Annotated in this window: 23 protein-coding genes; 22 read left to right on the forward strand and 1 reads right to left on the reverse strand. The window is 37.0% G+C overall.

All coding sequences use genetic code 11. The annotated features are described in order from the left end of the window. The first annotated feature begins 11 nt into the window (after nucleotides 1–11). The 9 genes from ACQWU4_RS16330 (at nucleotide 12) to ACQWU4_RS16370 (ending at nucleotide 12,057) form a co-directional block, all read left to right on the forward strand. Nucleotides 12–1,610, forward strand: coding sequence for a RagB/SusD family nutrient uptake outer membrane protein (locus ACQWU4_RS16330; protein WP_429936820.1), 1,599 nt, complete (start codon nucleotides 12–14; stop codon nucleotides 1,608–1,610). A 16-nt stretch (nucleotides 1,611–1,626) separates the two neighbouring features. Beyond that, on the forward strand, nucleotides 1,627–2,736 hold the full coding sequence (locus tag ACQWU4_RS16335; protein WP_429936821.1) for a SusE domain-containing protein: 1,110 nt from the start codon (nucleotides 1,627–1,629) through the stop codon (nucleotides 2,734–2,736). Between the two features lie 77 nt (nucleotides 2,737–2,813). Continuing rightward, nucleotides 2,814–4,970: a glycoside hydrolase family 97 protein gene (locus ACQWU4_RS16340; RefSeq protein ID WP_429936822.1), complete on the forward strand. Its 2,157-nt coding sequence runs from the start codon at nucleotides 2,814–2,816 to the stop codon at nucleotides 4,968–4,970. Nucleotides 4,971–5,097: 127 nt separating this feature from the next. Further along, entirely contained in the window at nucleotides 5,098–6,948 is a 1,851-nt protein-coding gene (locus tag ACQWU4_RS16345) for a glycoside hydrolase family 13 protein (RefSeq protein WP_429936823.1), read from the forward strand. Between the two features lie 11 nt (nucleotides 6,949–6,959). Continuing rightward, nucleotides 6,960–7,487: a nuclear transport factor 2 family protein gene (locus ACQWU4_RS16350; protein WP_429936824.1), complete on the forward strand. Its 528-nt coding sequence runs from the start codon at nucleotides 6,960–6,962 to the stop codon at nucleotides 7,485–7,487. A 5-nt stretch (nucleotides 7,488–7,492) separates the two neighbouring features. After that, the gene (locus ACQWU4_RS16355) at nucleotides 7,493–8,911 is read left to right on the forward strand and encodes an MFS transporter (protein ID WP_429936825.1); all 1,419 of its coding nucleotides are present in this window, start codon (nucleotides 7,493–7,495) and stop codon (nucleotides 8,909–8,911) included. Between the two features lie 460 nt (nucleotides 8,912–9,371). Continuing rightward, nucleotides 9,372–10,904 carry a GMC oxidoreductase gene (locus ACQWU4_RS16360; protein WP_429936826.1) on the forward strand — a complete coding sequence of 511 codons (1,533 nt, stop codon included), beginning with the start codon at nucleotides 9,372–9,374 and terminating at the stop codon, nucleotides 10,902–10,904. Next, nucleotides 10,901–11,428 (forward strand): MFS transporter, encoded by a 528-nt coding sequence (locus ACQWU4_RS16365; protein ID WP_429936827.1) that lies wholly within the window; start codon nucleotides 10,901–10,903, stop codon nucleotides 11,426–11,428. Before ACQWU4_RS16360 ends, ACQWU4_RS16365 begins: the two co-directional genes overlap by 4 nt. Beyond that, the gene (locus tag ACQWU4_RS16370) at nucleotides 11,419–12,057 is read left to right on the forward strand and encodes an MFS transporter (RefSeq protein ID WP_429936828.1); all 639 of its coding nucleotides are present in this window, start codon (nucleotides 11,419–11,421) and stop codon (nucleotides 12,055–12,057) included. The genes ACQWU4_RS16365 and ACQWU4_RS16370 overlap by 10 nt, the downstream gene beginning before the upstream one ends. Nucleotides 12,058–12,193: 136 nt before the next feature. Here ACQWU4_RS16370 and ACQWU4_RS16375 read toward each other — a convergent pair whose 3' ends face one another. Continuing rightward, on the reverse strand, nucleotides 12,194–12,793 hold the full coding sequence (locus ACQWU4_RS16375) for an FMN-dependent NADH-azoreductase (RefSeq protein ID WP_429936829.1): 600 nt from the start codon (nucleotides 12,791–12,793) through the stop codon (nucleotides 12,194–12,196). 83 nt (nucleotides 12,794–12,876) lie between these two features. Between ACQWU4_RS16375 and ACQWU4_RS16380 the strand changes: the two genes are divergently transcribed. The 13 genes from ACQWU4_RS16380 to ACQWU4_RS16440 all read left to right on the forward strand — a co-directional run bounded on the left by ACQWU4_RS16380 (nucleotide 12,877) and on the right by ACQWU4_RS16440 (nucleotide 25,363). Continuing rightward, nucleotides 12,877–13,248 carry a winged helix-turn-helix transcriptional regulator gene (locus tag ACQWU4_RS16380; protein ID WP_429936830.1) on the forward strand — a complete coding sequence of 124 codons (372 nt, stop codon included), beginning with the start codon at nucleotides 12,877–12,879 and terminating at the stop codon, nucleotides 13,246–13,248. Nucleotides 13,249–13,460: 212 nt separating this feature from the next. After that, a complete protein-coding gene (locus tag ACQWU4_RS16385; protein WP_429936831.1) occupies nucleotides 13,461–14,189 on the forward strand; it encodes a pirin family protein in 729 nt (242 codons plus the stop codon). 36 nt (nucleotides 14,190–14,225) lie between these two features. Next, nucleotides 14,226–14,777, forward strand: a complete 552-nt coding sequence (locus tag ACQWU4_RS16390) for an NADPH-dependent FMN reductase (protein ID WP_429936832.1) — start codon at nucleotides 14,226–14,228, stop codon at nucleotides 14,775–14,777. 307 nt (nucleotides 14,778–15,084) lie between these two features. Continuing rightward, the gene (purM, locus tag ACQWU4_RS16395) at nucleotides 15,085–16,077 is read left to right on the forward strand and encodes a phosphoribosylformylglycinamidine cyclo-ligase (RefSeq protein WP_429936833.1); all 993 of its coding nucleotides are present in this window, start codon (nucleotides 15,085–15,087) and stop codon (nucleotides 16,075–16,077) included. A 76-nt stretch (nucleotides 16,078–16,153) separates the two neighbouring features. Continuing rightward, entirely contained in the window at nucleotides 16,154–16,717 is a 564-nt protein-coding gene (gene purN / locus ACQWU4_RS16400) for a phosphoribosylglycinamide formyltransferase (protein WP_429936834.1), read from the forward strand. 23 nt (nucleotides 16,718–16,740) lie between these two features. Continuing rightward, complete coding sequence (locus ACQWU4_RS16405; RefSeq protein WP_429936835.1) at nucleotides 16,741–17,715, forward strand: D-2-hydroxyacid dehydrogenase family protein; 975 nt, start codon at nucleotides 16,741–16,743, stop codon at nucleotides 17,713–17,715. A gap of 153 nt (nucleotides 17,716–17,868) precedes the next feature. Beyond that, the gene (gene purH, locus ACQWU4_RS16410) at nucleotides 17,869–19,386 is read left to right on the forward strand and encodes a bifunctional phosphoribosylaminoimidazolecarboxamide formyltransferase/IMP cyclohydrolase (RefSeq protein WP_429936836.1); all 1,518 of its coding nucleotides are present in this window, start codon (nucleotides 17,869–17,871) and stop codon (nucleotides 19,384–19,386) included. An 88-nt stretch (nucleotides 19,387–19,474) separates the two neighbouring features. After that, nucleotides 19,475–20,713 (forward strand): phosphoribosylamine--glycine ligase, encoded by a 1,239-nt coding sequence (purD, locus tag ACQWU4_RS16415; protein ID WP_429936837.1) that lies wholly within the window; start codon nucleotides 19,475–19,477, stop codon nucleotides 20,711–20,713. 167 nt (nucleotides 20,714–20,880) lie between these two features. Continuing rightward, nucleotides 20,881–22,410: a glutamine-hydrolyzing GMP synthase gene (gene guaA / locus ACQWU4_RS16420; RefSeq protein ID WP_429936838.1), complete on the forward strand. Its 1,530-nt coding sequence runs from the start codon at nucleotides 20,881–20,883 to the stop codon at nucleotides 22,408–22,410. A gap of 476 nt (nucleotides 22,411–22,886) precedes the next feature. Further along, nucleotides 22,887–23,057, forward strand: coding sequence for a hypothetical protein (locus ACQWU4_RS16425; RefSeq protein ID WP_429936839.1), 171 nt, complete (start codon nucleotides 22,887–22,889; stop codon nucleotides 23,055–23,057). 80 nt (nucleotides 23,058–23,137) lie between these two features. After that, on the forward strand, nucleotides 23,138–24,484 hold the full coding sequence (locus ACQWU4_RS16430) for a hypothetical protein (RefSeq protein WP_429936840.1): 1,347 nt from the start codon (nucleotides 23,138–23,140) through the stop codon (nucleotides 24,482–24,484). 101 nt (nucleotides 24,485–24,585) lie between these two features. Continuing rightward, complete coding sequence (locus ACQWU4_RS16435) at nucleotides 24,586–25,023, forward strand: transposase (RefSeq protein WP_429936841.1); 438 nt, start codon at nucleotides 24,586–24,588, stop codon at nucleotides 25,021–25,023. Between the two features lie 13 nt (nucleotides 25,024–25,036). Continuing rightward, a complete protein-coding gene (locus ACQWU4_RS16440) occupies nucleotides 25,037–25,363 on the forward strand; it encodes a helix-turn-helix domain-containing protein (RefSeq protein ID WP_429936842.1) in 327 nt (108 codons plus the stop codon). The last annotated feature ends 138 nt before the right edge of the window (nucleotides 25,364–25,501 follow it).

The following is a 25,501-nucleotide window of genomic DNA, read 5'->3' on the forward strand; positions in this document are numbered from 1 at the left end:
AAGTAAAAAAGATGAAATCAAATAAAATAAAATTCAAAAGTATAGTTTTATCGGCTTCAGTTGTAATGCTGCTTTCAGCAACATCCTGTGTTAAAGATCTTGAAAGAGAGCCTATTACCGATGTTACATCTGCCAGTGTTTTTGCCGATTTTACAAATTATCCTAATGCATTAGCCAAATTATATGGTGGTCTTGCTATGGGTGGACAGGTAGGTGGTGACGGAGATCCGCCAAACAGTGATATTAATGGTGTAAATGGAGGATTTTCCCAGTATACAAGATTGATGTATACTCTGAATGTAATTTCTACTGACGAAGCTGTAATTGGATGGAATGACGGAAACCTGCATACTATTCATAAAATGACCTGGGATTCTTCCAATGAGTTTGTAGCTGCAATGTATTACCGAATTTTTACAGAAATTGCTTTCTGTAATGAATTTCTTCGAAATGTAACAGATGAAAAGCTGACATCCAATAATATTACAGGAGATAATCTGGCAGAAGCTAAACGTATGAGAGCTGAAGCAAGATTTTTGAGGGCTCAGTCATATTATCATGCTTTAGATCTTTTTGGAAATGTACCGTTTGTAGATGAAAATTATCTTCCGGGATCAGTTAATCCGCCTCAAAGAATAGAAAGAGCAGCATTGTTCAATTATGTTGAGCAGGAGTTATTAGCTTGTGCAAATGATTTAAGAGATCCAAAGACGAATGTGTATGGAAGAGCTGATAAAGCAGCTGCATGGTCATTGCTGGCAAGATTGTATTTAAATGCAGGTGTATATACTGGTACACAAAGAAACAATGATGTTATCACTTACTGTAATAAAATAATTGGTGCAGGATACTCATTGAAATCAAACTATGGCTCTTTATTCTTAGCTGATAATAATGCCAATAATCCGGAGGCAATTCTAACAGTGAATTTTGATGGAATTAATACTCAGACAAATGGTGGAACAACCTATTTGGTACATGCTTCAGTAGGAGGAACAATGCCGGCTTCAGATTTTGGTATTAACGGTGGATGGAGTGGTATTAGAACGACAAAGGCGTTTGTAAATAAGTTTCCGACAAATGGGAGTGATAAAAGAGGTAATTTCTATACAAGTGGGCAAAACCTGGAAATCAATGATTTAGGTTCATTTAATGACGGGTATGCATTCATCAAGTTTAAAAATGTTAAAAGTGACGGAACTCCGGGAGCTAATAATAACTGGGTTGAAGCAGATATTCCATTATACCGTTTAGCAGATATTTATTTAATGTATGCTGAGGCTACTCTTAGAGGTGGAAACGGAAATATGGCAACTGCAATTACCTATGTAAATAATTTAAGACAAAGAGCTTACGGAAATACAAATGGGAATGTAACTTCAATAACTCTGGATTTCATCTTAGATGAAAGAGCAAGAGAATTATCTTGGGAAATGACGAGACGTACTGACTTAATTAGATTCGGAAGATTTACGACAGGAGATTATCTATGGCCTTGGAAAGGAAATGTTAAAGATGGTAAAGCAGTAGAAAATTACAGAAACCTTTATCCGATTCCGGCAAAAGATATCATTGCCAATCCAAATTTAATTCAGAATCCTGGATATTAATTAAAAACACTATAAAATGAAACAAATATTTAGATTATTAGCCATAGCCTTTATTGGTTTTCTGGTTATTTCCTGTGAAAAAGATGAGGATCAGGCAGTAATTAATGAAACAGCCACAGGCAAACTCTCTGCCGATAAAAGTGTAATAGTTCTTAATGAGCTTACTGCCAATGATGCTGTAATCAATTTTACATGGACAAAGCCGACATTTAATATTGCTGTAGTTGCCACTCAGCAGATAGAGTTGGGAATTAAAGGAGATAACTTTAAAAAAAGTGCTACTGTTGATTTTTCCAATGACGCTACATCAGGCGCTATCACTCACGCTGCAATGAATGCTGCAATGTTCAGTATTGGAGCAACACCGGATGCTGTAAATGATATTGAGGCAAGATTGAAAACATCTGTAGGAGCAGCAGCTTTTTATTCAAATGTAGTAGCTATTAAGGTAACACCTTATACCCCGAACCCGGATTTAGTATATCCTAAGATTAATGTACCCGGTGGATATGCTGGAGCGGCAGGTTATGCAAATTGGGAGCCTACCAATTCCCCCAACTTATTCTCTCCTGAGAAAAATAATCAGTATAGAGGATTTATTTATGTTGGATCTCCTGCAAGTGAATACAAATTCACAATCAATGAATCCTGGACAGGAGATAAAGGTGATGATGGAACTTTCACTGGTAAATTATTAGAAACAGGGGAAGTTAATGCAAAAGCTGCAACAGCTGGTACCTATTACCTAAAAGTTGACTGGGCTGGAAATACCTATTCTTCTGTGTTGGCAAACTTTGGTGTTATTGGAGACGCTACACCTACAGGTTGGGGATCTGATACAAATTTTGTATATAATCCTGCCACAAAAACGTATGTCATTAATTCAATTGCTTTAAGTAATACAGGAGTATTTAAATTTAGAGCAAATGACGACTGGGCATTTAAGTTCCAGCCTAAAAAAGATGACGAGACTCTTATCTCTGGAAAGGCTGTACAATCTTATTTCAATGCTGAAAATACAGTAGACGGCGATCCTAATTATAAAGTATCTGAAGCAGGAAACTATAAAATAGAACTGGATTTACATAATTCAGCATTTTATAAGTTAACTGTTACAAAATTGTAAAACATACTAAAATAAGTTGATAAAGTGTTGCTTTACCGCAGCACTTTATCTATTTTTAAAGTTTATAAATAATCATTATGAAGAAAATTACAGTTGGAGCCATGCTGCTCTCAATGATGTTCGCGGGTGTTAAAGCACAATCTTTGAAATCACCGGATGGAAAGTTCGAAATGAATTTCCAGCTGAAACAGGGAGTACCATATTATAATCTGAAATATAATGGTACTGTGGTAGTAGAAGATTCTAAGTTAGGATTAAGATTATTTAAAGACACAGCCATCAAATTTGCTTCCGAAATTGCTAAAGCTGAAGATGCAAAATTTGACCTGAACAATGGTTTCACCAAAACAGATGAAAAACGTGATTCTAAAAATGAAACCTGGCAGCCGGTTCTTGGTGAAAAGAAAAATTATATCAACAATTACAACGAACTTGCAGTTACCCTTGACCAGACTTCTACAAACAGAAGTATCGTTGTAAAGTTCAGACTGTTCAATGACGGTCTTGGATTCAGATACGAATTCCCACAGCAGAAAAACCTGAACTATTTTGTAATCAGGGAAGAAGATTCCGAAATAGATTTCCCTACAGATATGAAAGCATGGTGGATCGTTGCAGACTATGATTCCCAGGAATATCAGTATCAGGAAACAAAAATCTCTGAGATCCCTTCCAGATGGGACAAAGCATTTGATGCCAATGCTTCTCAGACTTTAGTGAAAAATGCGGTACAGTCTCCATTAATGCTGAAAAAGGAAGGTAAAGATCCTTTATATGTAAACGTTGCAGAAGCAGCTGTTTTAGACTATCCAGCCTCACATCTTGAAGTGGATGCCCAGAATTATAAATTCAAAACACATCTTACTGCAGACAGACAGGGAGCAAAAGGATATATCCAAACTCCTTCGGTAACGCCATGGAGAACCATTATCGTTTCCCCGAAAGCAGAAGAAGTGATGGCTTCCAAAATGATTTTCAACCTTAATGAGCCTACAAAATATACCGATACTTCCTATATTCACCCTACAAAATATATGGGTGTATGGTGGGAAATGATCATTGGAAAATCCCAGTGGGCCTATTCTACAGCAGAAAATGTACATCTGGATAAAACAGACTTCTCAAAACTTACCCCGAACGGTAAACATGCAGCAAACAATACCAAAGTAAAAGAATATATTGATTTTGCAGCTGAAAATGGTTTCAAAGGATTACTGATTGAAGGCTGGAACATTGGTTGGGAAGACTGGTTCGGACATTCCAAAGAATTTGTTTTCGATTTCATCACTCCATATCCTGATTTTGATATCAAAATGCTGAATGATTATGCCCATTCAAAAGGAATTAAACTTATCATGCACCATGAAACTTCAGGTTCTGCAACGAACTATGAAAGATGGTCAGACAAAGCTTTCCAGCTGATGAACAAATATGGTTATGATGCCGTAAAAACAGGTTATGTAGGAGATATCATTCCAAGAGGCGAGCATCACTATTCTCAGTGGACGATCAACCATTTCTACAGAATTGCTGAAAAAGCAAATGACTATAAAATTATGGTCAACTCTCACGAATCAGTGCGCCCTACAGGAGAAAGCCGTACCTATCCGAACTATATCTCTGCAGAAGCAGCCAGAGGAACTGAATACGAAGCATTTGGAGGGAATAAACCTGATCACCAGACCGTTCTTCCGTTCACAAGATGGATGGGAGGATCTATGGACTATACACCGGGAATTTTCCAGACAAAACTTGATTATTATTTCCCTGGAGATAAACGTTTTGTTAAAACCACTCTTGCTAAGCAGCTTGCTTTATATGTAACGATGTATATGCCGCTTCAGATGGCAGCGGATCTTCCTGAAAACTATAAAAAGCATATGGATGCATTCCAGTTTATCAAAGATGTTGCAGCAGACTGGGATGATACCAAAATTTTATCTGCTGAACCGGGAGATTACGTAATCACAGCCAGAAAGGCAAAAGGAACTGATAACTGGTTTGTAGGAGGTATTACCGATGAAAATAAGCGTGAATATACCGTAGACTTCTCTTTCCTTGATAAAGATAAAAAGTATGAAGTAACAGTTTACGAAGATGGAAAAGATGCGGATTACATTGACAATCCTCAAAGCTATAACATCTACAAAAAACAGATTACCAGCAAATCCAAACTGAATTTCAAAATGGCGAGAAGCGGAGGCTTTGCAGTTTCTGTTAAACCCGTCAAGTAAGATATAAATTCTAAATTTGTTATGCCCCGGTTCATTATATTCGGAAAAATGGGCTGGGGCATAGCTTTTTAAGCCAAATCATCAGGTAAAATATGGAACACAACTGACCTTCAAAATACAATCATAAATGAAAAAAATATACACAATTTTTGCTCTTTCAGCAGCTTCAATAGCTTTTGCCCAGATTCAGAAAGTAGAACCTGCTTTTTGGTGGAAAGGAATGAAAAACCCTGAACTGCAGATACTCGTATACGGAAAAGATATTGCTAATAATGAAATTGAACTTTCAGATAATATTCAGATTAAGGATATTCAGAAGGTAGAAAATCCTAATTATGTTTTCATTACTGTCAATACCAACGAAATTAATGTTCCGTCATTTAAAATCAATCTGAAAAAAGGAAAGAAAAATATAAGCTCTTATTCATATGAGTTAAAACAGAGACTTCCCGGATCTGCGGACCGTGAATCCTTTACTTCCAAAGATGTCATGTACCTTATCATGCCGGACCGTTTTGCCAACGGAAACCCATCCAATGACAATACCAAAGATACAGCTGAAAAATCAGACCGTAAAAATCCCGGAGGCCGTCATGGAGGAGACATTGAGGGAATCATTAAAAACCTCGATTACCTTAAGGAATTAGGCGTTACTGCCGTTTGGAATACCCCTTTGCTGGAAGACAACGAACCTTCATACTCTTATCATGGCTATGCGCAGAGCGACTATTACAAAATAGATCCGCGTTACGGAAGTAACGAGGATTATAAAAGAATGGCAGATGAGCTTCATAAGCGTAATATGAAGCTTATTATGGATTATGTAACCAACCATTGGGGATCGCAAAGCTGGATTATTAAAGATCTTCCCGCGAAAGACTGGATTCATTACTGGAAAGATGGAGAAAAAGGTTTCAAACGCAGTAATTACAGAATGACTACCCAGTTTGATACCAATGCTGCTAAAGTGGATATGGAAAACTGTATGGACGGTTGGTTTGATACTACAATGCCGGACATGAATCAAAGCAATCCGTTGGTAGTCAATTATATGGTTCAGAATGCTATTTGGTGGGCAGAATTTGCTGGTCTTGACGGATTACGGGTAGATACCTATTCCTATAACGATAAAAAAGGAATCTCAGAATGGACGAAGAGAATCACCGATGAATATCCGAATTTTAATATTGTAGGCGAAGTATGGATGCACAACCAGGCACAAATTTCCTATTGGCAGAAAGACAGCAAAATTTCGGCAATAGAAAACTACAATTCTTACCTTCCTTCTGTAATGGATTTTACATTGCATGATGCTATTGGTCAGGTTTTTAAGGAAAATTCAGGATGGGATTCTGGTATGCAGAGAGTGTATGATAACTTTGCTAATGATTTCCTTTATCCTGACATTAATAATATATTGGTGTTTGCGGAAAACCATGATACACAGCGTTTTAATCAGACTTATCCCAAAGTAGAAGACTATAAACTGGTGATGAGCTTGATTTCAACAGTTCGTGGAATTCCTCAGTTATATTATGGTTCAGAGATCGGAATGTCAGGAGATAAAGCCACCAAAGGTGACGGGGATATTCGTCGCGATTTTCCGGGAGGCTGGAATGGAGACGCCAATAATGCCTTCGTAAAATCAGGAAGAACAGATTCACAGAATCAGTATTTTGCCTTTACCAAAAAATTATTAAACTGGAGAAAAGGTAAAGAAGTTATTCATACCGGTAAGACAAAAAACTATGTTCCCCAGAATAATGTTTTTGTTTATTTCAGGTATAATGAAAAAGAAAGTGTAATGGTGGTTGTTAACAATAATGAAAAAGAACAGACCATAGATATGAAACATTTTTCAGAATCTCTGAATGGATTCACAAAAGGTAAAGATATCATTTCAGAAAAAGAAATGTCTATTCAGAATACCTTAACGATTCCTGCAAAGACCCCTATGGTTATTGAATTACAAAACTAAAAAAACAACCTATGAAAAAAATAACACTTATCTACACAATGATGATGCTCATGTTTGGTTTTACAGGAATATATGCACAGTCCGGTAATGCTAAATTAGAGAAAGACAAAGCAGCAATAGGAGTAATGTTAGATAGTTTCAATGTTGCAGCAGCAAAGGCTGATTTTACTGCTTATTTCAATTATTTTGCAGATGAATCTACCTTTATCGGAACAGACGCCACGGAAGTATGGGATAAAAAAGCCTTTATGGTCTGGGCAAAGCCTTATTTTGATAAAAAGAAAACCTGGAACTTCACTTCCCTGAAAAGAAATATTTATTTCAGCAAAGACGGAAAATTAGCCTGGTTTGATGAGCTTCTGGATACCCAAATGAAAATTTGCAGAGGTTCAGGGGTTGTAGAAAAGATAAATGGAAGCTGGAAAGTAAAGCAGTATGTACTTTCCGTAACCGTTCCAAATGATGTTGTAAATAAAGTGGTAGTGGAAAAAGCTCCGATTGAAGATGTATTAATACAAGAATTAAAAACTAAAAAATAAACACAATGGCAGTAATGGAAGGAAAATATGAAGGCGGCAAATTTGGCGGAAAGAAAAAGCCAAATTTATCGATGCTTCAGATTATTAATATGAGCATGGGATTTCTGGGAATCCAGATGGCTTTTGGTTTGCAAAATGGTAACGCAAGTAGAATTCTTGCCAACTTTGGGGCAGATGTTCATGAATTATCATGGTTCTGGCTCGTTGCGCCTATTACAGGATTAATCGTTCAGCCAATTATTGGGCACATGGGAGACAATACCTGGAGTCCGCTTGGCCGGAGAAAACCTTACTTTTTAATCGGAGCCGTTTTATGTGCAATCGGTCTGGTCATGCTTCCCAATGCAGCTTCTGCAACACAAATGATGGCTGCTAATGTTTTACTGATAGCAGTGATTTTCCTTGCCATGATGGATGCTTCTATCAATGTAGCAATGGAACCTTTCCGCGCATTGGTGGGAGATATGCTTCCGAAACATCAGGGAACGCTGGGCTTTTCAGTTCAGACTATTCTGATAGGAATTGGAGCTGTAATAGGCTCTTATCTTCCGGATTGGCTGACCAAATTAGGAGTTTCTAACGAAGCTCCTGCAGGGTTCGTAGCAGATAATGTGATTTTTTCTTTTTATGTGGGAGCGGGTTTGCTTATATTAACAATCCTTTATACAATCTTCACGACCAAAGAATATTCTCCGCAGGAATTTGCTGAATTTTCAGACGGAAAAGAAATTGTGGAAGAGCATTCTAAATTTTCAGATATCTTCAAGGATTTTGCTAAGATTCCTGTTCAGATGAAGAAATTAGGAATCGTTCAGTTTTTCTCGTGGTTTGCCTTATTTACGATGTGGGTTTTCACCACAAGCGCTCTGGCAACCCATCATTTTGGGCTTTCACCGGATGATACCCATTCAAAGGCATTCAATAATGCAGGAGATTTAACAGGAAAACTTTTCGGGATGTATAACCTTTGGGCGATTCCATTTGCATTCCTGTTGACACCTATCGCAAAATTTATCGGGAAAAAACAAACCCATGCCTTAGCTTTATTGTGTGGAGGGTTTGGATTGATTTCTATGTACTTTATTAAAGATATAAGTCTCCTTTGGATTTCCATGATTGGATTAGGTTTTGCCTGGGCAAGTATTTTGGCAATGCCTTACGCGATGCTGATCGATGTGATCCCACAAAGAAAAATGGGTGTGTATATGGGAATTTTCAACTTCTTTATTGTAATTCCGCAGATTATCAACGGAGTTTTTGGAGGACCTATTGTAAGCAGTGTTTTTGGAAAACAGGCTATTGATTATATTGTAGTCGGAGGTGTCTGTATGCTGATTGGAGCTGTGGTTACCATGATTTTTGTAAAATCAGAAGATGAAACACCTAAAGAAATAGAGGAGGAGATTCAGCAGGTGCATTTTTAAAGAATAGAAATTAGAAATTAGAAGTTAGAAATTAGATGGAAGATCAGAATATCTTTTCAATCAATTTGTAACAGTGAAATTTAATAGGAGCGGGCTTTATAGCCCGCTTTTTTCATTAATCATATCGATAAAGGCTTTAGTCAAAACTTACAGTTCCAATTAAGTACTATTGTTTAATGAACTATTTGTACAATATAATCTCCCACAGATTTTACAGATATTTTTTATGGATATAAATCTGCCTAATCTGTTCAATCCGAGAGGTAATGAAAACGATATTTCAAATTTACTTAGTAATTAAATATCGACAAGCTTATCGAAAATAAATAAAACATCACATTATAAAAATCCATCAATAACCTGAGCATCTTTTATTTATACAATCAATTGAAATTTAATTTTTTATTAAGCAAGTCCATATTTTAATTCTTTACCTTGGTTTAGATTAAAATAGTAAGAAATGTATGACATTATCATTATAGGAAGCGGAGCAGGAGGAGCAACCATGGCATATCAGCTGGCAGACAGCGGGAAAAAGATTCTGGTGGTGGAAAGAGGAGATTATGTGCCTGTAGAAAAAGAAAATTGGGATTCTGTGGAAGTTTTTGAGAAAAACAGATATACTACTACAGAACTATGGTTGGATAAACATGGAAAATCATTTCGTCCCGGTATGCACTACAATGTAGGCGGGAATACCAAATTTTACGGAGCTGCCTTATTCCGTCTGCGTGAAGAAGATTTTAAGGAAATAAAACATTACGGGGGAATTTCACCAGCCTGGCCTATTCAGTATGAAGATCTAAAAGATTATTATCTTGAAGCTGAAAAACTCTTTCACGTTCACGGAAAAAGAGGCTCAGATCCTACAGAACCTTTTGATTCAGAGCCTTATCCTAATCCGCCTTTACCTCATGAGCCAAGAATTCAGGAAATTTTTGACGAATTACAAGGCTACGGTTTGCATCCTTTTGAATTGCCAATAGGAGTTAATTTTAAACCCCACCAAACAGCGAATGCTCCCTATACATTGGACCGTTTCGATGGCTTTCCCGATGCTTCCGAAAGAAAAGGTGATGCCCATCTCTGTGCACTGACAAAAGCTTTGGAATACCCCAATGTAGAATTGATGACCAATACAAAAGTTGTAAAAATCAATACCGATGATTCAGGAACCAGGGTTTCCGAAATTGTAATAGAACAAAACGGGGAAACTAAAACATTAAGTACAAATCTGGTGATACTTTCAGCAGGTGCTATTAATTCTGCAGCTTTACTTTTGGAAAGCAAAAATGAAAAATTTCCCAATGGTCTTGCCAATACTTCAGACCAGATAGGAAGAAACTATATGTTTCATCAGAATACCGCATTGGTAGCTTTATATACAGAACCTAATCCTACCAAATTCGGAAAGACATTTGGTATTAATGATTTTTACCATGCCAACAGAGGATATGAGTTCCCTTTGGGGCATATTCAAATGTTGGGAAAATCGGATGAGCATCAGATCAAGGCTGATAGTCCTATGCCGGCACCGGGCTTTACTTTTGAATTAATGGCTGAGCATGCTGTTGATTTCTGGCTTACCTCAGAAGATCTTCCGGACCCTGAAAATAGAGTAACTGTAGAAAACGGACAAATTAAAGTCAGCTACAGCTCCAATAATGAAGAAGGCCATCAGCTCCTTAAATCCGAACTGATAAAAGCCCTGAAAGCATCAGGAAAATTTGAAAGTTTTTTATTTAAAGGAATGTATTTTAGCAAAGGAATGGATATTTCTTCGCCGGCTCATCAAAGCGGAACCACAAAAATGGGATTTGATCCGGAAACCTCAGTTGTTGATACTAATTGTAAAGCACATGATCTGGAAAACCTATATGTTGTAGACGGGGGATTTTTCGTCTCCAGCGGTGCGGTAAATCCGGCCCTTACCATCATTGCAATGGCACTGAGAGTAGGAGATCATCTTAAAAATCATGTTTTAAAATCATGAATTCCAAAGTAGCCAGGATTATTATTGTCTTTTTATTAGCTTTTTTAACAGGAGTTAATTTTGTTGTATTTCCGGCATTGGGAACAGCTTTTACGGATTCCTCACTCTTTGGGCTTTCTTCCTCACAGTTTGGAAATTTATTTATCCCTCAGGTTATTTGCATTATTGTTTCATGCCTTGGAGCCCCGTTTTTGGTCAATAAATGGGGACCAAAAATAGTTTTGATTATTGGATTATTATTGATGATTACATCGACAGGAGTTTTATGGATGCTTCAGTTTCTCATGAATGATACCTCTGTATTATTTCCAGGATTAATGATTTTGGTAGCATTGATGGGTTCCGGTTTTGGACTTTGCATTACCACTTTGAACCCGCTGGCAGCAAGTTTATTTGAAAATAATAAGTCCTCAGCTATTTTGATTTTGCAATTTTTGGTTGGATTGGGGACATCTACTGCTCCGTTGATGATGAATCTGATAGGAAATATAAAAAACTGGATGTATGTTCCGGGATGCATATAAGTATTGCATTTGCTGTATTTTTATTATTAAAATTAGAAAAAGGAACATTTTTCGAGCTTCCCGGGGATTTTAAAATTCCTTCTAAATTATGGCTGTTCTTTATAACCATTGTTCTGTATGGTTGTACTGAAGGTACATTCGGTAGTTTTGGAGCTATAATTCTTAAAAATCAGGGGCTTGATAATAGTAAAGCCAGTCTGGGGCTATCTCTGTTTTGGGGAGGAATTGCTTTGAACCGTCTGCTTTTCGGGATTTTCTCAAGAAAGAATGATCTGTCTTATCTGTTCCTCTTTTCACCTTTGGCTGTAGCGGGATCACTTTTAATGCTGTTATTTGCTTCAAATGTAAATATCATTGTACTGATGATGTTTCTGATCGGTTTTTTTATGGGAAGTATATTTCCCGGATCTATCGGCTGGGGAACAGTGGAGTTTCCAACACTTTCAGTAGTGGTTTCCGGATTTCTGATGGCAGCCAATCAGGTGGGCACGGGAATTATTACCAATGTTTTGGGAAGTTTATCAGATCAAACCAATATCATTTTCCAATTTCTTATTGTTTGTATGATTCTTATTTGCCTCCTACTTTTCTATTTAAAGAGAAATTCTAAAATAAAAGAAGCTTTTTAAATCACAAAAAGTGTAAAATAGGATAAAATGAAAGCCTTATCAGCTTAATGATCTTAAACAATTAGTTCTCCTTAATGGTTTAAAATAAAATTGTCAATAGCGTTTTTAACAATTCACTATTGACAATTCATTGTATTTACGCCAAAGAAGTTTCAATCTCTATAACAGTCTTGGAAAAATTCTCTTCTTTCAATTGGGGAACCATCATTCCCTGAGATTTGAAGACTTCTACATCAGTAATCCCAATGAAGCTAAATAAAGTTTTTAGATAATGCTCCATGTTTTCAATAATCCCGTTTTCGTAAACACCGCCAACAGCAAAATTTAAATACACCTTTTTGTTTTGTAAAAGACCTTTTGGTGTTCCGTCAGCATAAGAAAATGTTTTTCCGGGAACCACAATATTATCAATCCATGATTTTAAAGTGGAGGGGAACGTGAAATTATAAAAAGGAACACCTATAACGATAGTATCAGCTTCCTGAACTTCCTTTAATGCTTCCGCAGAATATTTTGAAGCCTGCTTCTGTTCATCACTCTTTTCCTCATCCGGAACCATGGAAGCACTAAAATGATGAATGTCAAAATGAGGAATCGGGTTTAAAGCCAGATCACGAAGAATAACTTTGCTATCAGGTCTTTTTTCCAGTAATTGATTGATAACAATCTGAGAAAGTTGATTACTTACAGAAGTTTCTCCGCTGATACTTGTCTGAATATTTAAAATGTTTGCCATTTTGTTTTAGATTTTTATTAATGACAAAATTATTGTAAATTCACTTTCCAAAATATAGTAGTTACCTAAAGGAAAGTGAAAAAATGGAAAAGAAGCACAACCATAAAGATTGTATGCAGGCACTGAGGCCTATCCGTGATACTTTAGATGTTATTAATGGTAAATGGAAGCTGCAGATTATTATTTCCTTAAATGCCGGAAATAAACGTTTTACAGAAATTGAAAGGAGTATTCCGAAGCTGACCTCGAAAGTTTTAGCCAAAGAATTAAAAGAGCTGGAACAGAATGGTCTGGTGGAAAGGGTAGTAAAAGATACTTATCCTGTAAGCATAGAATATTATCCTACACCATATACGAATACATTAAATCCTGTGGTAGAATCCTTAAAAGATTGGGGCGAAAATCATCGTAAACATATTTTCGGAAGCTCTGCGGAAGCCCCGAAAGTAGAATAGGTTATAAAAATATTTCTCCCACAGATTTTACAGATACTTACTCTTTGTAAATCTGCCCAATCTGCCAGATCATCGAGAGATAAAAAATATATTTCAAAATTGTATTATAACAAGTAATTTAGCCTTTACTAAAGCTCAGAATCCTTTCTTAACCTACATCAACATTTTCAGCCACCCATATCCACTACATTTGTACCATAAATAATCACAGTATGAAAACAGTATATCATAAAGCAGATTCAAGAGGTCATGCAGACCATGGCTGGTTAAATAGTTACCACACATTCAGCTTTGCCAATTATCAGAATAAAGACAGAACGAATTTCGGGGTATTAAGGGTATTGAATGATGATACCGTTTCTCAGGGAATGGGATTTGGGACACACCCGCACAGAGATATGGAAATTATTTCTATTCCTTTGGAAGGAGATCTGGAACATAAAGATTCAATGGGAACCACAGCTGTTATCAAAAAAGGAGAAATCCAGGTAATGAGTGCAGGAACCGGAGTAATGCACAGCGAATACAATAAAAATAAAGAAGAAGCTGTAAAGTTTCTTCAGATCTGGGTTTTTCCTAAAGAGTTGAATGTTGAACCACGATATGATCAGAAAAGCATCAAAGAAGGAGAAAAAATCAATGGATTCCAGCAGATTTTGTCTCCGAATAAAAATGATGACGGAGTCTGGATTCATCAGGATGCATGGTTCAATTTAGCTAATTTCAAGGCTGGAAACGGTAAAAACTACATGCTCAACAAAAAAGGAAACGGAGTCTATGCCTTTGTACTAAAAGGAAGTGCCAAAGTGGGGGACAGAGTATTAAATGAAAGAGACGGATTGGGAATCTGGGATACCCAGAGCTTTAACATCGAAGCTGTAGAAGATACCGAGATCCTATTAATGGAAGTACCAATGGAATTACCGGCCTACATGAAATAAAAATTAAATTTGTACATTAAAAACAGATAAAGAATAATGAAAGTTTTAGCAATAGCAGGAAGCAATTCAGAAGCTTCAATGAACAGACAGTTAGTAGCCTATGCATCATCAATCTTTGAAAATGCAGAAGTGGAAGTAGTGGATCTTAATCCCTTTGAAATGCCCATTTATAAGCACGAAAGAGAATTGGCAGGCGGTGTTCCTCAGGAAGCCTATGATTTTGCAGCAAAAATTGACGGAGCCAATCTTCTTCTGGTATCACTTCCGGAACATAACGGAACCTATTCCACAGCCTTCAAAAATGTATTCGACTGGGTATCCAGAATTAAAGACAGAACGGTATGGAATGAAATACCAATGCTGCTGATGTCTACTTCTCCAGGAGGAAGAGGCGGAGCCGGAGTTTTAGAGGCTGCATCAAAGCGTTTCCCTTTCCACGGGGGAAATATTGTAGAAACTTTCTCACTTCCTTTCTTTAATGACAACTTTGATAAAGCTGCCCAGAAAATTTCTAATGAAGAGAAAGACAGTGAATTAAAGGACAAAATCAAGAAGATTGCTGCCATTGAAACCATCCTTGAAAAATAGAATTTGAATATTAATTTAAAATTACTATTTTTGCAAAAAGAAAAAAGATGAAAATTCAGACCACTTTTAAAGAATGTTTCTCAGAGAAAGGGAAAACTGTGGGCTCTGAAATTCTGAGATAAAATAACGGCCGATAATCTACCAAGATTGTCGGCTTTTTTATTTTTTAAACCTAAATAAAAAGTAATTATAGAAATAAAAATGTACCAATATACTAATGTATCAATATATCCATTTTTTGGTTTCCAAATAAGATGATTGTTACATTGTTAAACTGATACATTGCTACATTAATAAATTATTAAACATGAGCAACACTTACAAATCAGCAGGCGTAGACAAAGAGGAAGGATACAAAACGGTTGACAAGATCAAAAAAGCGGTAGGCGAAACCCATAATTCAAATGTATTGAATCATTTGGGAAGTTTTGGAGCTTTCTATGAGATCGGAGGATATAAAAATCCTGTGCTGGTTTCAGGAACAGACGGAGTAGGAACGAAGCTGAAAGTAGCTTTGGATACCAAACAATACGACTCTATCGGTGTCGACTGTTTCGCAATGTGTGCCAACGATATTCTTTGCCATGGTGCAAAACCATTGTTCTTCCTTGATTATTTAGCTTGCGGAAAGCTGGATTCAGAGATTGCTGCAGAAATCGTTCTTGGAATGGTGAAAGCATGTAAGGACAACAACTGTGCATTAATTGGCGGTGAAACTGCTGAAATGCCGGGAATGTACCAGCCGGGAGATTATGATGTTGCAGGATTCTGTGTAGGAATTGTAGAAAAAGATCAGATCATTGACGGGTCTGCTATCAAAACAGGAAATAAAATCATTGCTTTGCCAAGCTCAGGATTCCATTCAAACGGATTTTCACTGGTAAGAAAAGTATTCCCGAACTTCGAAGAAGAATTTGAAGGAAAACCATTATACGAAACCCTTTTGGTACCAACCAGACTTTATTACCAGGACATCCACAAAGTATTGGAAGAAGTAAAAGTGGCAGGTATTGCCCACATTACAGGAGGTGGCCTTTATGAAAATGTTCCAAGAATCATTCCTGAAGGGTTGTGTGCTTCCATCGATGCTTCCAAGATCAAAATTCCTAGTGTAATGCTCGAACTGGAAAAGAGAGGAGGAGTATCCCGTGAAGAAATGTTCGGAACCTTCAACATGGGTGTTGGTATGATCATCGTTGCAGATGCAGACCACGCTGAAAAAGTATTACACCTTTTAGATGATGCTTACGAGATCGGAGAGATTACGGCAGGCAGTGAGAAGATTAATTTAGCAATATAACAATCTATCAATGTACCGGTGTACCAATTAAATTCATTGTTACATTGTTAAACTGATACATTGTTACATTAATAGTATGAAGAACATCGTTATACTCGTTTCAGGTTCCGGAACCAACCTCCAGAGAATCATAGATACCATTGAAAGCGGAGAGATCCGGAATGCAAAAGTATCTCTGGTAGTGGCAGACAGAGAATGTTACGGACTTGAAAGAGCAAAAAATCATCATATAGAAAACATTCTGATTCCAAGAGGAAAGAATTTCAGCAATGAATTGGAAAAAGTAATTCCTGTAACTACAGACCTTATTGTACTGGCAGGATTTTTATCCATTCTGAAACCTGAATTCTGTGAAACCTGGAACGGTAAAATCATCAATATCCATCCTGCATTGCTTCCTAAATTCGGAGGAAAAGGAATGTGGGGGCATCATGTTCATCATGCGGTGATTGATGCTCAGGAAAAAGAAAGTGGCGCTACGGTACATTTTGTAACCCGGGGAATTGATGAAGGAGAAATTATACTTCAGAAATCATTTGAAGTAACAGCAGAAGACACTCCCCAAACCCTGGCAGAAAAGGTCCACTATATTGAATATGAAATATTTCCTAAAGCTATTGACAAGGTTTTAAATATTTGATATTATAAATACAAAAGCGAAAAATGGAAGGAACTTCAACAATTGCCATTCTGGACGATTATCAAAATGTGATCAGTACTTTGAAATGTTTTGACATGATCAAAGATCAGAATGTTATGATTCTTCATGAAACATATAAAGATCCGGAGATTTTAGCTGAAAAGATCAAAGAAGCAGACATTTTGGTTCTGACCCGGGAGAGAACAGAAATAAATGAAGCATTGCTTTCCAGGTTGCCAAAACTTAAAATGATCAGCCAGACAGGAAAAATATCAAACCATTTAAAACTGTCAGATTGTACCCGTTTGGGTATTGCAGTTGCGGAAGGAATAGGTTCACCCGTTGCTCCGGCAGAATTAACCTGGGCTTTGATTATGAATGCAGTACGACAGATTCCACAGGCAATAGAAGCAATGAAGCAGGGAAAATGGCAGGTCAATATTGGAGAAACCATCAGTGGAAAGACCATCGGAATATGGGGATATGGAAAAATCGGAAAAAAAATTGCCCAGTATGCGAAGGCTTTCGGAGCTGACGTTTTGGTCTGGGGAAGCGAAACATCCAGAGAAAATGCAGTAAATGATGGCTTTAAAAAAGCAGAATCGAAAGAATATTTCTTTAAAAATGCTGATGTGGTTACCCTGCACCTCCGTTTGAATGATGAAACATTCGGTATTGTAAAGCAAACCGATCTGGAGCTTATGAAACCTACGGCCGTATTTATTAACACAGCAAGAGCAGAGCTTTTAGAAAAAAATGCATTGGTTAACGCTTTGAAAAAAGGAACACCGGGTTTTGCAGGAGTAGATGTATATGAAGAAGAACCCGTGTACAATGAAAACTTTGAACTTCTTAAAATGAATAATGTTGTCTGTACTCCGCATTTAGGTTATGTAGAAAGGAACGGATATGAGCTTTATTTTGAGAAAGCCTTCGAAAATGTGGTACAGTTTATCAATGGAAATCCTGTTAATATTGCCAATCCGGAAGTATTATAAGACTGCTTGGGAAGAAAAAAACATAATTTAGATTTTTGATAAAAAATATTTCGAAAAAAACTAAAAAAATCTAAGTAAAATAAAGTAAAACCGGAGGTGAAAGACCCGGTTACAGTTTGGAATAGCTGTAAAAAGTAAAAAATTGAAAGTAAAATGAGTAAAAAGAGAGTTTTAATCAGTGTTTCTGACAAAAGCGGATTGATCGAGTTCGCCCAGTTCTTGGAAGCCCAGAATTATGAGTTGATTTCTACAGGAGGAACGTTCAAACATTTGAAAGACGCTGGTTTAAATCCGATTCAGATTGATGAGGTGACCAATTTCCCTGAAATGCTGGATGGAAGAGTGAAAACCCTTCACCCGAAAGTTCACGGAGGTCTTTTAGCAGTTCGTTCAAATGAAGAACACATGAAAACCGTTAAGGAACATGGAATTGATTTGATCGATATGGTTATCGTAAACCTTTACCCTTTCTTTGAAAATGTAAACAAAGACATTTCTTTACATGAGAAAGTTGAATTTATCGACATCGGAGGCCCTTCAATGCTTCGTTCTGCGGCTAAGAACTTTGATTCTGTTACCGTAATTACCGATGTGGAAGATTATTCTATTGTAAAACTGGAAATGGAACAGAACGGTGATACCTACATTGAAACACGTAAAAAGCTTGCAGGAAAAGTATTCAATCTTACTTCAGCGTATGACGGAGCTATTTCAAGAATGCTTTTGGATGAAGAATATCCTGCCTATCTAAATGCTTCATACAAAAAAGCATCAGATTTAAGATACGGTGAAAACCCTCACCAAACGGCTGCTTATTACGTTTCTACTTTCGAGAACGGTGCAATGAAGGATTTCGAACAGCTTGGCGGTAAAGAACTTTCTTTCAATAACCTTCGTGATATGGACCTTTGCTGGAAAGTAGTCAATGAGTTCAAAGAAGAAATGGCATGTTGTGCAGTAAAACACTCTACACCTTGTGGAGTTGCTATCGGAACTTCTGCTTTAGAAACTTACCAGAAAACTTTCGAATGTGACCCGGTTTCCATCTTTGGCGGAATTGTTGCAATGAACTACAAAATCGATGCGGCAACAGCTGAAGAGCTGAACAAAACGTTCCTTGAGATCGTAATGGCTCCGGATTTTGATGAAGAAGCTCTTGAAGTTTTAAGAAAAAAGAAAAACCTTAGAATTATAAAAATCGTTAACCCTGTTTCTGACAAGCAAACCTGGGTGAAGATCGACGGCGGTATTCTGGTTCAGGACAATGACACTCATTTTTCTGACGATATCAAAGTAGTAACGAATGTACAGCCTTCAGAAGAGCAGAAAAAAGCCCTTCTTTTCTCCCAGAGAGTAGTGAAGTATGTAAAATCAAACGCGATTGTTGTTTCCAATGGTATTCAGGCCTTCGGAATCGGTGGCGGACAGGTGAACAGAATCTGGGCTACCCAGCAGGCGATTGAAAGAGCGAAAGAGAAATTCTCCGGAGATCTTGTTTTGGCTTCAGATGCATTTTTCCCTTTCCGTGATGTGGTAGATTTCTGTGCAGCGGAAGGTATTAAAGCAATCATCCAGCCTGGAGGAAGTGTAAAAGATCAGGACAGTATTGAAGCTGCCAATGAACACGGTATTCCAATGATGTTTACCGGAGTAAGACATTTTTTACACTAATTAAAATAGAATTAAAAAATAATTTGGGATTGTATATATAGCATTCAAAATTATATATTTGTAAATTAGACTAGATAATAAATAAAGTATGAGAATATTAATCATAGGTGAAGGCGGTAGAGAATCTGCTTTAGCGGCAAAACTTCAGAATGACCCGAGAATTTCTAAAATGTTTTTTGCTAATGGTAATGCTACCACCGATGTAATAGGGAAAAATGTTCATTTATCCGAAATCAAAGAACTGAGAGATTTTGCCATTAAAGAAAAGGTAGATCTTACCATCGTAGGTCCGGAAGCTCCTCTTGTAGCAGGATTGAAAGATGAATTCAAAAAACATGATCTTAAAGTTTTCGGTCCCAACCAAAAAGTAGCAAGTCTGGAAGGAAGTAAAGCTTTCTCTAAGAAATTTATGCAGACCTATGATATCAAAACAGCGAAAGCTGTAGTATTTGATTCATACAACGATGCTAAAGAATATGTTCAGACACAGCAGTATCCTTTAGTGGTTAAGGCAAGTGGTTTAGCTGGCGGAAAAGGTGTTGTTATCTGTGACAACCTTGAAGAGGCAGAAGCTACGATCCACGACTTCATGATCAGAAGAATCTATGGAGATGCGGGGATCCGTCTGGTTATTGAAGAATATTTAGAAGGTTTTGAAGCTTCAATCATTGCATTCTCAAACGGTGAAAAGATTTTCCCTTGTATTGCTGCAAAAGATTACAAAAAAGCAGGAAACGGAGACACAGGACCAAACACAGGTGGTATGGGATCTGTAGCGCCAAGCCCTGATTTCACTCAGGAGCATTATGCCGACTTTGAAAAAAATATCCTGGAGCCTACCATTAACGGTCTTAAAGGAGAAGGATTCAGCTTTAAAGGAATCATTTTCTTCGGATTAATGGTAACTAAAAACGGAACTTACCTTCTTGAATACAATATGAGATTCGGAGATCCTGAAACTCAGGTATTAATGGCATTAATGGAAAACAATCTTCTTGATGTTATCCAGGACTGTATGGACGGGAAAGACATTCAGCTTAAATTCAAAGACGAAAAAGCAGTATGCCTTGTAATGTGTTCGGGAGGTTATCCAAGAAACATTGAAACAGGTTACGAAATCGTAGGGGAAGACAAACTGAAAAACTCTAAACTTCTGTATGCAGGAGCGATAAGAAAAGGCGACAAAGTGGTTTCCAACGGCGGAAGAGTTCTGAACATCGTTGCTACAGGAGCTACTTATGACGATGCCCGCAAGAAAGTTTACGAAGACGCAAGTCATATTCATTTCGATTACGGATTCTACAGAGAAGACATCGGAAAGTTTTAAAATAAATCACGAAAAAAGATTTGGAACATTTCCAAGTCTTTTTTTGTAACACAGTTAATATAAGATACAGATGACAGATTCAGGACGTCAGATAAAAAGGTCTGATATCTGATGTCTGGCATCTGAAATCAATTATCATTTATCAATCATCAATTATCATTTACAAAATGAACAACGGTATTATCATATTAGATTTCGGATCACAGTACAACCAGCTTATCGGAAGAAGAATCCGTGAAATGGGTGTATACTCTGAAATTCTTCCTTTCAATACACCATTACAGGATATTTTAGCAAAACAGCCAAAGGGAATCATCCTTTCCGGAGGGCCAAGTTCTGTAAATGCAGAAAATGCAAATCTAGTAGAAAAAGAACTTTACGAACAGGGAGTTCCTGTTTTGGGAATCTGCTACGGAATGCAGCTTACAGCTCATCTTTTAGGCGGAAAAGTAAATAAAGGGGAAAAAGGAGAATATGGAAAAGCCCATTTGGATATTATCAAAGAAAGCTCTTTGTTGAAAGGGGTTACTCAGAATTCTATTGTATGGATGAGTCACTTTGACGAAGTAGGGGATTTACCTGCAGGTTTTGAATTAAATGCAAAATCAGGAGTGATAGCTTCCATTTCCAATGAAGACAGAAAAATCTACTGCGTTCAGTTTCACCCGGAAGTTTCCCACACAGAAGAAGGCGGAAAGATGCTTGAAAACTTTGTTTTTGGGATCTGTAATGCTGAGAAAAACTGGAAACTGACCAATTATATCGAAAAAACAGTTGAAGAAATCCGTGAAAAAGTAGGAGACAACAAAGTGATCCTTGGACTTTCAGGAGGGGTTGACTCTTCTGTAGCAGCAGTTTTAATTCATAAGGCAATCGGTGATCAGCTAACTTGTATTTTTGTTGATACAGGTCTTTTGAGAAAAGATGAAGGCCAGAAAGTAATGGATAACTATGGAGAACATTTCCATATGAACATTAAAATGGTTGATGCTAAAGAAAGATTCCTTTCAAAATTAGCAGGAATCGACGATCCTGAACAGAAAAGAAAAATCATCGGAAACGAGTTTATTCATGTTTTTGATGAAGAATCCCATAAAATTGAAGGAGCTAAATTCTTAGCTCAGGGAACCATTTATCCTGACGTTATCGAAAGCCAGTCTGTAAACGGACCATCTGCAGTAATCAAGTCCCACCATAATGTTGGAGGACTTCCTGAAGATATGGAATTCGAATTACTGGAGCCATTAAGAGAGCTTTTCAAAGACGAAGTGAGAAAAGTAGGTGAGGAGCTAGGTATTCCGCATCATTTGGTTCACAGACACCCTTTCCCTGGTCCCGGATTAGGAATCAGAGTATTGGGAGCTGTAGATGCTGATAAAGTGAGAATCCTTCAGGAAGCGGATGATATCTTCATTGAAGAACTTTACAAAAACGATCTTTACGAAAAAGTTTCCCAGGCTTTCGTAGTACTTCTTCCTGTGAAATCAGTAGGAGTAATGGGAGACGAAAGAACTTACGAATACACAGCTGTAGTACGTTCTGCCAACACCATCGACTTTATGACAGCAACATGGAGCAGACTTCCTTATGAGTTTTTGGATACTGTATCCAGCAGAATCATCAACGAAGTAAGAGGTATCAACAGAGTAGCTTATGATATTTCAAGCAAACCGCCTGCAACGATTGAGTGGGAATAATCCTTTTTTAAAAAAGGTAATATATATTAACAAAAGCCAGCTTTATCGCTGGCTTTTGTTAATTGTGGATGTCATGTCCCAGGAAAATTTCTATATCTGAAAACTCTTTAATAATTCATAGAAAATAGGTGAAGTTATAACTATGCTTCAGACTTCTGTCAGACAATTTCTTAAGATCACCTGATCCCTTTTGCAGAATCGTATACTCTTTTAACAGGAAGTTCATTTTGATTATAGGTAAAGATATTATACAAATTGGCAAGCTTCCTTATTTTGGGGAATTTATCATTAATTAATTGATTATAAGTGTTTTAATTTTCACCGTTGTTTTTGAACGTACCTATGTAGTATGTCCCAGAAGCTTAATAAAGCATCTGTAGCGTATCTCATTTCTTTACTACAGTCTGAAATAGGACTAATCTTGCATCTTAATTATTAAGGTGTAAGAAATGTATTTAAAGAAAAACAGCTACAGTATGAAAAAAGCATCCGGTATGCTTCTTTTGCTATGCTCTTCCTATAATGCCAATGCACAATTATACATCGGAACACATGACGGCCCATCTCTTAAAGTCGGATTATCTGAAAATACATATTTATCAGGAATACAAATCCGCCCTCCTCCTGCTTTTTTTAATATATCATAAGCATAAAACATGAATTCAAACATATCAACTCAGGAAAAGAACTTTACAATTACTCTTTTTCTTCTAAATTATATAAACAAATGAGAAATAAATTTTATACCATCTTTGCATTAGCAATAGGTTCATTAACTTTCGGACAAGTGGGTATTAACACTCAAAATCCACAAGGAGCTTTCAATATAGACGGTGGCAAAAATAATGCTGCCATAGGAACTCCAACTGCAATGCAATTAGCAGATGATTTTATTGTAACAAACAAAGCATCTACCGGGATTGGAACATTACCCAATGATTATGCTGCACTGGATGTGAATGCATCGAATAAAGGAATTTTGGTTCCAAGGATAGACTTAACATCTGCCAACCTGGATCTGAATGCAGATGGAGATAATAATGTTGCCAACCAGCCCAAAGGATTATTAGTGTACAATATTGGAGGTTCTGCGACTTCCCTTAAAGAAGGTTATTTTTTCTGGAACGGCACGGAATGGAGAAGAATAGACAATAAATCTTCTGTTACGCCTAATGCAACATTACAATGCACGCAGGCATATCTGGACCCGGCACAGTCAATCACAGGCGGAACTGCTTTTCCAGTAGGAACAATCCTCAAAATCCCGTATGTTGCCGGTAACGGAGGAAGCTATAATGGCGTGACTTTGGCGTCTGTTGGGAATCCTGCAGTAACAGCAACACTAAGCGAAGGAACATTTGAACAAGGATCAGGCACATTGGTTTTTAACATCAGCGGTACACCTACTGCTGCGCAACAGGCTCCTGCCGGTATGTCATTTGATCTTACCCCTTTTTATACGGCAAACCCATCCATTACCAATTCCTGCTCCAGTGTTACGGTGGGAAAAGAAGTTAAGGCTGATATACAGGTGGTAGCAACAATGGATTTCCTGAAATATGTTGTAGATCCTGTTACTAATACCAGAGGCTTTCAGGTTGCCCTTACCACACCGGATGGCCTATATACCGTAAGAGCATTTCTAAGACACAGTAACCAGGCTTCAGGGATTGCTACCGATAATACCAATCAGGTACAAAATGCAGATGCTCAGATAAGAAGTAATGTGACGGTAAACAAAACACTGATGTACAATCACCTTGGGGGTTATGGGGGAGGAACGACTACCAGCTCTGGTAATTCTGTTGTACTGCCATCAAACCAGTGGGGAGGAACAACAGATAATACTTGGAATCAGGCTACAACATCCGTCAGAGGAAATTGGGCAGACCCAGGTATCTATCAAGGGGTTAATAACGGACCGGAATTTAGATATTACAGCTGGATAGAGCAGGGAGCAACAAAAACCGCTTATCTTGTAACTATAATGGCAGGTGCTAATAATGGGCCAACCGGAACTAATCCTGGTGATATGAAAGTGTATATAAAAATAGAACAGATTAAAGCACCTTAAATTTATCTTACCCGGCAGACGAATTTATCTGCCGGGTAAAATATAAATCTCTAAAACGGCCATACGTTTAAAAAACTATCAGATTCTAAAAACATAAACAAATGAATTTTAAAAAGATTTCAATAGGATCCCTGATTGAAAAAGAAGTTTCAGAATGCGGGATAAAACTTACCCGCATCTGTAATTTCATGAAATGTACAGAACAGGAAATAAAAGGAATGTACAAAGCAACAAGTATAGAAACAGAAAGTCTGTTGAAATGGAGCAAACTATTAAAATATGATTTTTTCAGGCTGTATTCACAACATTTGATGCTATATGCTCCAACGACAGCAGAAAAAAATACAGAGAACAGAAAGCACAAAAAAACAATTTTACCGCAGTTTCGCAAAAATATTTATACAAAAGAAGTTATAGGTTTTATTCTGACACAAATACAGACAGGAGAAATGTCGAAATCGGAAGTACTGGAACTTTACAAGATCCCAAAATCTACACTTTATAAATGGATAAGCAAATATAAAGATGAAAAAAAGTAAATATAAACTACTTATGAAAAAAATAGTCCCTGATTATAAGAGAATCTACAGTGATATTATTACGAAAGAGTTTCCAGATAAAAGAAATTGCTGTCTGCAATTATTACAGAAAGAAATTTTGTCTGCTATTGATATTATAAGGCTTAATGAAGAAATTTTCGGCATACCAGATAAAGAAACTTTTATAGCTAACCAGAGACACCGCTCATATAGAGAAACAGATATTCTTCAAATACTTGATTATCAGCAAAGAAATCAACTCACCAATACCCAGCTTGCAAGCCATTTTAAATTAAGCCGAAATACAGTAGCCAAATGGAGAAAAAAATTCAGGATATAAAATGGGCATGCAATTTTTTGTCTAACAGTAAACATTCAGAGGATGTTTTTAAAATTTTTATAGAAAATTCCGATTATGTTATGTAAATGTGTATAAATTATTGTATTCTCTAACTTTGAAAAGAATAAATTTTAAAAA

This window comes from Chryseobacterium sp. MIQD13 (assembly GCF_050496705.1).
Taxonomy (GTDB): domain Bacteria; phylum Bacteroidota; class Bacteroidia; order Flavobacteriales; family Weeksellaceae; genus Chryseobacterium.